A 6,375-nucleotide genomic window follows, 5' to 3' on the forward strand; every position below is an offset into this window, starting at 1 on the left:
GGATCTATGAAACCGATTTATGCCGTCCTCTTGCTCTTTACCAGCTTGCTTTGGGGAGGAAACTTCGTCGTCGGCAAGTTTTTGGTCGGTCATGCCTCTTCGCTGACGTTGACCGATTTGCGCTGGATCATTGCGGTCGTCTGTTTGATCCCGTTGGTTTGGATTCGGGAAAAGCGGATTTTGCCGTCCAAACAGGCTGTACTTCCCTTGATTCTGATGGGGGTGACCGGTGTTGCCCTGTTTAATCTGTTCATGTTCTGGGCGCTGGAGAAAACGGATGCCACGAACGTCGGGCTGTTGTCTACGCTGAATCCGGTGTCCATCGCGATTTTTTCGTTCCTGCTGATCAAAGAAAAGATCAGACCGCTGCAAATTGTGGCGATGCTCATCTCCTTTTCAGGCGTGCTGGTGGTGATGAGCAAGGGCGATATGACGCACTTGGCGAATTTGCATTTCAACGTGGGCGATCTCTGGATGCTGGCTGCGGTCGCGATGTGGGGAATTTATTCCGTATGCGGGCGCTGGGCGATGAAGAGCGTCAGCCCGATGATGTCGACCCTGTATTCCGGGTTGTTTGGAGTCGTGCTGATGCTGCCGTTCAACCTGACGACCTTTACTGTGCAAAATACGAGCTGGTCGTTCTGGCTGTCTCTGTTCTACGTCGGGGTAATGGCGACGGTGGTCAGCATGGTGCTGTGGAATGTCGGTGTGCAAAAGGTAGGGGCTACCTCCGCCGGCATGTTTCTCAACTTCAACCCGATTTTCACGGCGATCCTCGCCTTCCTTTTGCTGGACGAAAGAATGACGGGGGTGCAGCTGCTGGGCAGCGTCATCGTCATTGCCGGCTGTTACCTGTTTTCCCGGTTGAAAAATGTTTCGCTGAAGGGAAAGTCTGTCGTCAGGCAGGCTGATCTATAACGAAATGCTAACGTGGCTCCCCGCCTGTTTTTCAGGCGGGGTTTTTCGCGCTGGACAGAAAGTCGATTTTCTTTTCACACGTGGACCTGGACTTCCGCATAGACATAATCATGATGGACTGCGAGAAGGGGGATACCCATGATTGTGATTGCCGGAAATCAGGTGAGCCCGTCTGCATTGGCGGCAGACAGGGGACTGAACGCGGTGCAGGCCGAAGTCGTCGCCAGGATGGCAGCAAGCCCGGAAGTGTTTGAATATTCGTCAGCGGATTTGCTGCAATTCGAATTGAAGATGAGAGACCATCTCGTCAGGTCAGCCAAGGCGCTTTTTGCCAGCGGGATCGCTTTTTCCACGTTTGTGGACTCGCGCTGCAATGAAGCGTACTGGAACCGGACCGAGCTCGGCGGGTTCCGTCTGCGGGAGGGCATACTGCCTTCGCAAGGCATCATTGATATTTTTCGAAATGGAAGGCTGTACGCGACGGAGTGCGCCACAGCCATGGTCATCATCCTGTATCATGCGACGCTGAAATCGATCCGGCCGGCAGACTTTGAGCGGCTGTTTGCGGACATCCTGCTCTACGACTGGCGCTACGACCAGGATCTGGATCTGCAAACGGCTGTGACGAGCACGTTTTTGCCGGGAGATATCCTTTATTTCGCCAACCCCGATTACAACCCGGAGAAGCCGTGGTGGCAAGGAGAGAATGTCGTTGATCTGGGGAGGGGTCTGTACTACGGGCACGGAGCAGGGATCAAGACTGCCGAAGAGGTCGTTGGCTTTTTGAACGATGAAAGGCGGCCGGGAGCGTTCCGCTCGGCTTATCTTGTCAATCAGGCGACAAGGCCGGGCTTCGCCTATCTATCCCGGTTCAGCGACAGCCCACCGGGGGCGCCGGGCCCGATCAACCAGGTGAGCACGCACATCACGGCCCGGATCGGATCGACGGTCTGGAGGGGGTAGCACCAAAAAGAAGCCTCGTCTCCACAAAAGGGAAACGAGGCGTTTTGCACTCGATGCTACTTGAAACGGCTGATTGAGAACATGGAGAGATCGTGCGTGGCCGAACCCTTCGTGAGCAGCTCGCTGGCAGCCTCGCCGACTGCGCTCGCAAATTTGAAGCCGTGCCCGGAGAAGCCGGCGGCCAGCACGATCTGCGGATAGTCAGGGTGGCGGTCGATGACGAAGTGCTCGTCGGGCGTCATCGTGTAGAGGCAGACGCGCCCTTGGCGCAGTGGTCCCGCAGCCTGGGGCATGTACGTCTCCAGAAACGAGCGCACGTCGCATTCATCGGGCAGGAGTGCGCCAAACGTGCGTTCCAGCTGGTCGGGATCGACCGCAAGTCCGCCGTCGTGCCTGCCGATCTTGACACCCGCTTGATCGATGCTGGGGAAGCCGTAGTAGGAGGAATCCTCCAGGTGGAAAATAAAAGCAGGAAATTGATCAGAGCTGTACAATTCCTCGTCCGCACCGAACCAGGCGACAGTTTTTCGAGTCGGGACGAGAGGCAGGACGTGGCCGAGAGAAGCGAGCAGCGCCGGATTCCATGCACCTGCGCTGAGCAGCAGCTTGTCAGCTTTGTACGTGGCGGTTTTGGTCACGACGATCACGCCCTCGCCGTCCGGCTTCAGATCGGTTACGGCAGACCCGGTGTGGATTGTTGCGCCGGCGGCGATTGCCAGCTCGCGGTAAGCGCGGATGCACGCTTCGGGGTAGAGGACTCCCGAATTCGTCTCCAGGCAGCCGTAGAAACCGGCGGGCAAGCGGATCCCCGGCCAGCGGGCATTGACTTCATCCGCACCGAGCACTTCCAAGGGAAGGCTGTATGCTTCGGCGCTTTCCCGCAGCTCTCGCAGGAACGGAGAAGGGAGAGGACCCGCACTGAGGACTCCTGTCTTTTCGAACAGCTTGGTACCGGCAGCCTCCTGCAGTTCCAGCCAAAGCTGCTGGGCGCGCAGGACGAGGGGCACATACCCTCTGCCCTCCCCGTAGGCATGCCGGATGATGCGAGTGTCACCATGGTGGCTGCCCATCGTATGAGGGGGATCGTAAGCATCCAGCAGCAGTGTGCGTACACCCTGCTTGGCCAGGTAATACCCGGCTGCCATGCCCATCGATCCTGCCCCGACAACGATCACCTCGTAGTTTTCCATGTGAATCCCTCCGATTCGTTGAACGTAAACACGTCCTTGCAAGTCATTGATTTTATTATCCTACAAGAACGGTCGGAAAACGAGATGATTGTTGCGAAATTTCCGAAAGAAGCTTGCGGGCATACTTCGAGGGAGATGGAAATGATGGCGCGGTAAAATAAGCGAGCAAACAGTAAAATGCCATTTTTTCCAAAGGAGAGCTTGATCCAGATGAGTCACATTACCATCCATCCCAAAATTTTGTACTACGGAACTCCCGTCATCCTGCTGTCGACCGAAAATACGGACGGTTCCACCAACATCAGTCCGATTTCCTCGTCCTGGGCATTGGGGAGGTACGTCATCCTCGGCTTGGGAGTTGGCTCGCAAGCCTACGAAAACATGAGAGAGCGTCGGGAATGTGTCATCAATCTCCCCGACGCCGGATTGTGGCGGCAGGTAGAGGCGCTTGCTCCTTTGACCGGCCGCGATCCGGTGCCGCCCAACAAACAGGAGCTGGGCTTCCGCCATGAAAAGGATAAGTTTGCCGCGGCCGCTCTCACGTCCGTGGCTTCGGAGGAGATTCGGCCCGAGCGGATCGCGGAGTGTCCCCTGCAATTCGAGGCGGTCGTTCGCGATATTCGCATTCCCTCGTATGCAGACGATTTCGCCATCGTGGAAACGGAGGTCCGCCGCGTACACGCAGCCGAGCAGATCGCGATCGGGGATCGGTACATAAACCCCAAGGCCTGGAACCCGCTCATCTACAGCTTTCGGCATTACTTCGGGCTGACCGACGAGCTGGGCAAAAGCTACCGGTCGGAGACTTGATCCAGGCCGGGAAAGACATCGGGTAGTCGTTTTTCCACGGGCGCGATTTCTTCCGGATCTTCTTGATGGTATGATTTGCAAGAGGGGAATCAAGAGGTGGAGGTATCGAAGTGGAGCAACTTTTAATGGGGAGTTTTCTATCGGCGATGGCGACGGGAGCGGGGGCGCTGCCCATCCTGTTCTTCAGGACGGTCACGCATCGCTGGCGCGACATCCTGCTGGCTTTTACCGCCGGCATCATGGTAGCGGCTGCCACGTTCAGCCTGATCCCGCAAGCGATGGAGACCGCCCCTTTTTATATCGTGTGCCTGGGCGTGCTGACCGGGACGCTGGCGCTCACGGTCCTGGAGAGCTTCATTCCGCATATCGATCTGGAGCATTCGCGGGTTAACCTGTCCATGGATTCCCAAGCGCTGCTCGTTTTGTCAGCCATTACGCTGCATAACATCCCGGAAGGACTGTCCGTCGGCGTCAGCTATTCGAGCGATCAGGCGGGACTCGGTGGGCTGGTTGCGTTTGCGATCGGCCTCCAAAATGCGCCGGAGGGCTTTCTCGTCGCTCTGTTTTTGATCAACCAGCACGTCAGCCGAGCCAAGGCGTTTCTGCTGGCGACTTTGACGGGAGCGGTAGAGATCGTATCCGCCGTCATCGGCTTCTACCTGACGGCATTAGTGAAAGGGCTGGTCGCCTACGGCCTGTCGTTTGCCGCAGGAGCCATGCTGTTTATCGTCTACAAGGAACTGATCCCGGAGAGCCACGGCGACGGCCATGCGCGATCCGCCACGTTTTCCTTCATTATCGGGCTGCTGGTGATGATCGGAATGGTCCAGCAGTTCGGGTGAAACCTTCTTTCTTTGAGTGTGGGCCGTTTGGGTCTGCTTGCTTATGTACGGGCAGGCCCTTGCGGCTGTTTTCATTTTTTCACCAACTTCCTCTCACAAATCGGACCGAATTTACCGAAACCATATATAGAGAGATTTCGATTATGGAAGTAGGGAGTGTCACGATGGAAAAGTCGACCTTGATAGGTATAGTACTAGGTCTCGTCGCATTAATTGTCGGGATGATTTTGAAGCACGCCAGTCCCTCCGCCTTATTAAATCCAGCAGCATTCATGATTATTATCGTAGGGACGGCTGCCGCGGTGTTCAACGCGTTTCCGCTCTCGGAAATCAAACGGATTCCCGCCCTTTTCAAGGTACTGTTTACAGAGCAAAAACTCCCTGGCAAGCGCGAACTGATCGGTCAGTTTATGAATTGGGCGTCGATCGCCCGTCGGGAAGGCTTGTTGGCCCTTGAAAACACATCGGATGAAATTGAAGATCCATTCCTGCGCAATGGCATGAAAATGATCATTGACGGTGGAGAGCCGGATTTCGTCCGCGATGTATTGAATGAAGAAATCCACGCTATCGAAGAGCGTCATCAAGCGGGCGCACTCGTATTCAGCCAGGCTGGCAGCTACGCGCCGACCCTCGGGGTATTGGGGGCGGTAGTAGGGTTGATCGCCGCTCTCGGCAACCTGAGCGACATCGATGCCCTCGGCCTATCCATCGCCGCGGCCTTCGTGGCGACGCTCCTCGGTATTTTTACCGGGTATGTGCTGTGGCATCCTTTTGCGACCAAGCTCAAGCGCAAATCGAAGCAAGAGATTGAAATCAAGAAAATCATGGTAGAAGGTCTCCTCTCCATACAGGCAGGCGTATCGCCGGCTGCTATCGAACAAAAGCTGCTCGTGTACATTCCGTTCCAGGAGCGTGCCGAGGTGAAAGAAGAAAAGGGGGAGGAAGGAGCGACGGTAAATGGCTAAGCGACCAAAGCGACATGCTCAGCATGAAGAGCATATGGACGAGACTTGGCTGGTACCTTACTCCGACCTGCTCACTCTGCTTCTTGCCCTGTTTATCGTACTGTTTGCCTCGAGCGAGATGGACGCCAAGAAGTTTGACCAGTTGGTGAAGTCCTTCAACGTGGCGTTAAACGGCGGGGTGGGCGTTCTCAATCAGCCGAGCCCGGTGCCGCTCGATCCGAACATGGCCCAGCAGACGATCCACAAGGGGGCGCAGGAGTCGGAACGGCCGAAGACCGAAGCGGAGAAAAAGCTGGAGGAAGCGGTACGCAAGGAAACCGAGGATCTGAAAAAGCTGCAGACGCAGCTCGAAGGCTATATTCAGCAAAACAAGCTGCAGGACAAGCTGCAGACGAAGCTGACCGAAGAGGGGCTGCTGATCACGATCCTCGACAATGCCCTCTTCGACTCGGGAAAGGCGGACCTCAAGCCGGAAGCGCGAAAGCTCGCGGCCGAGATGGCCTCGATGCTGGTGCCGCATCCCAAGAAGGTCACTGTAACCGGACATACGGACAACGTCCCGATTCATCGTTCGGAATTCCCTTCGAACTGGGATTTGAGCGCAAAGCGCGCGGTGAACTTCCTCAAGGTCTTGTTGGAAAACCCCAACCTCGACCCGACGAAGTTCAGCGCGACAGGGATGGG

Annotated in this window: 7 protein-coding genes (1 of these 7 running past the window's edge); 6 read left to right on the plus strand and 1 reads right to left on the minus strand. The window is 56.3% G+C overall.

Annotated features, from left to right (window positions below; translation table 11 throughout):
- Positions 1-6 precede the first annotated feature (6 nt).
- Together RGB73_RS05100 and RGB73_RS05105 are read left to right on the plus strand one after the other, a co-directional pair.
- A complete protein-coding gene (locus tag RGB73_RS05100) occupies positions 7-918 on the plus strand; it encodes a DMT family transporter (RefSeq protein ID WP_310769741.1) in 912 nt (303 codons plus the stop codon).
- A gap of 138 nt (positions 919-1,056) precedes the next feature.
- The gene (locus tag RGB73_RS05105) at positions 1,057-1,881 is read left to right on the plus strand and encodes a protein-glutamine gamma-glutamyltransferase (RefSeq protein WP_310769743.1); all 825 of its coding nucleotides are present in this window, start codon (positions 1,057-1,059) and stop codon (positions 1,879-1,881) included.
- Positions 1,882-1,937: 56 nt separating this feature from the next.
- Here the strand turns inward: RGB73_RS05105 and solA are convergent, their stop codons facing one another.
- Positions 1,938-3,071: an N-methyl-L-tryptophan oxidase gene (gene solA, locus RGB73_RS05110; RefSeq protein ID WP_310769745.1), complete on the minus strand. Its 1,134-nt coding sequence runs from the start codon at positions 3,069-3,071 to the stop codon at positions 1,938-1,940.
- A gap of 210 nt (positions 3,072-3,281) precedes the next feature.
- On the opposite strand from solA, the gene RGB73_RS05115 reads away from it, so the two are divergent.
- From RGB73_RS05115 to motB, 4 genes are all read left to right on the plus strand, one after another.
- A complete protein-coding gene (locus tag RGB73_RS05115; RefSeq protein WP_310769747.1) occupies positions 3,282-3,881 on the plus strand; it encodes a flavin reductase family protein in 600 nt (199 codons plus the stop codon).
- 110 nt (positions 3,882-3,991) lie between these two features.
- Positions 3,992-4,723, plus strand: a complete 732-nt coding sequence (locus tag RGB73_RS05120; protein WP_310769749.1) for a ZIP family metal transporter — start codon at positions 3,992-3,994, stop codon at positions 4,721-4,723.
- A 164-nt stretch (positions 4,724-4,887) separates the two neighbouring features.
- A complete protein-coding gene (gene motA, locus RGB73_RS05125; RefSeq protein ID WP_310769751.1) occupies positions 4,888-5,691 on the plus strand; it encodes a flagellar motor stator protein MotA in 804 nt (267 codons plus the stop codon).
- Positions 5,684-6,375: the 5' portion of a flagellar motor protein MotB gene (gene motB, locus RGB73_RS05130; RefSeq protein WP_310769753.1), read on the plus strand. It continues 118 nt past the right edge of the window; the window shows 692 of its 810 coding nt (coding positions 1-692); its start codon is at positions 5,684-5,686; its stop codon lies off the right edge, out of view. Before motA ends, motB begins: the two co-directional genes overlap by 8 nt.

The organism is Brevibacillus brevis (assembly GCF_031583145.1).
Taxonomy (GTDB): domain Bacteria; phylum Bacillota; class Bacilli; order Brevibacillales; family Brevibacillaceae; genus Brevibacillus; species Brevibacillus brevis_E.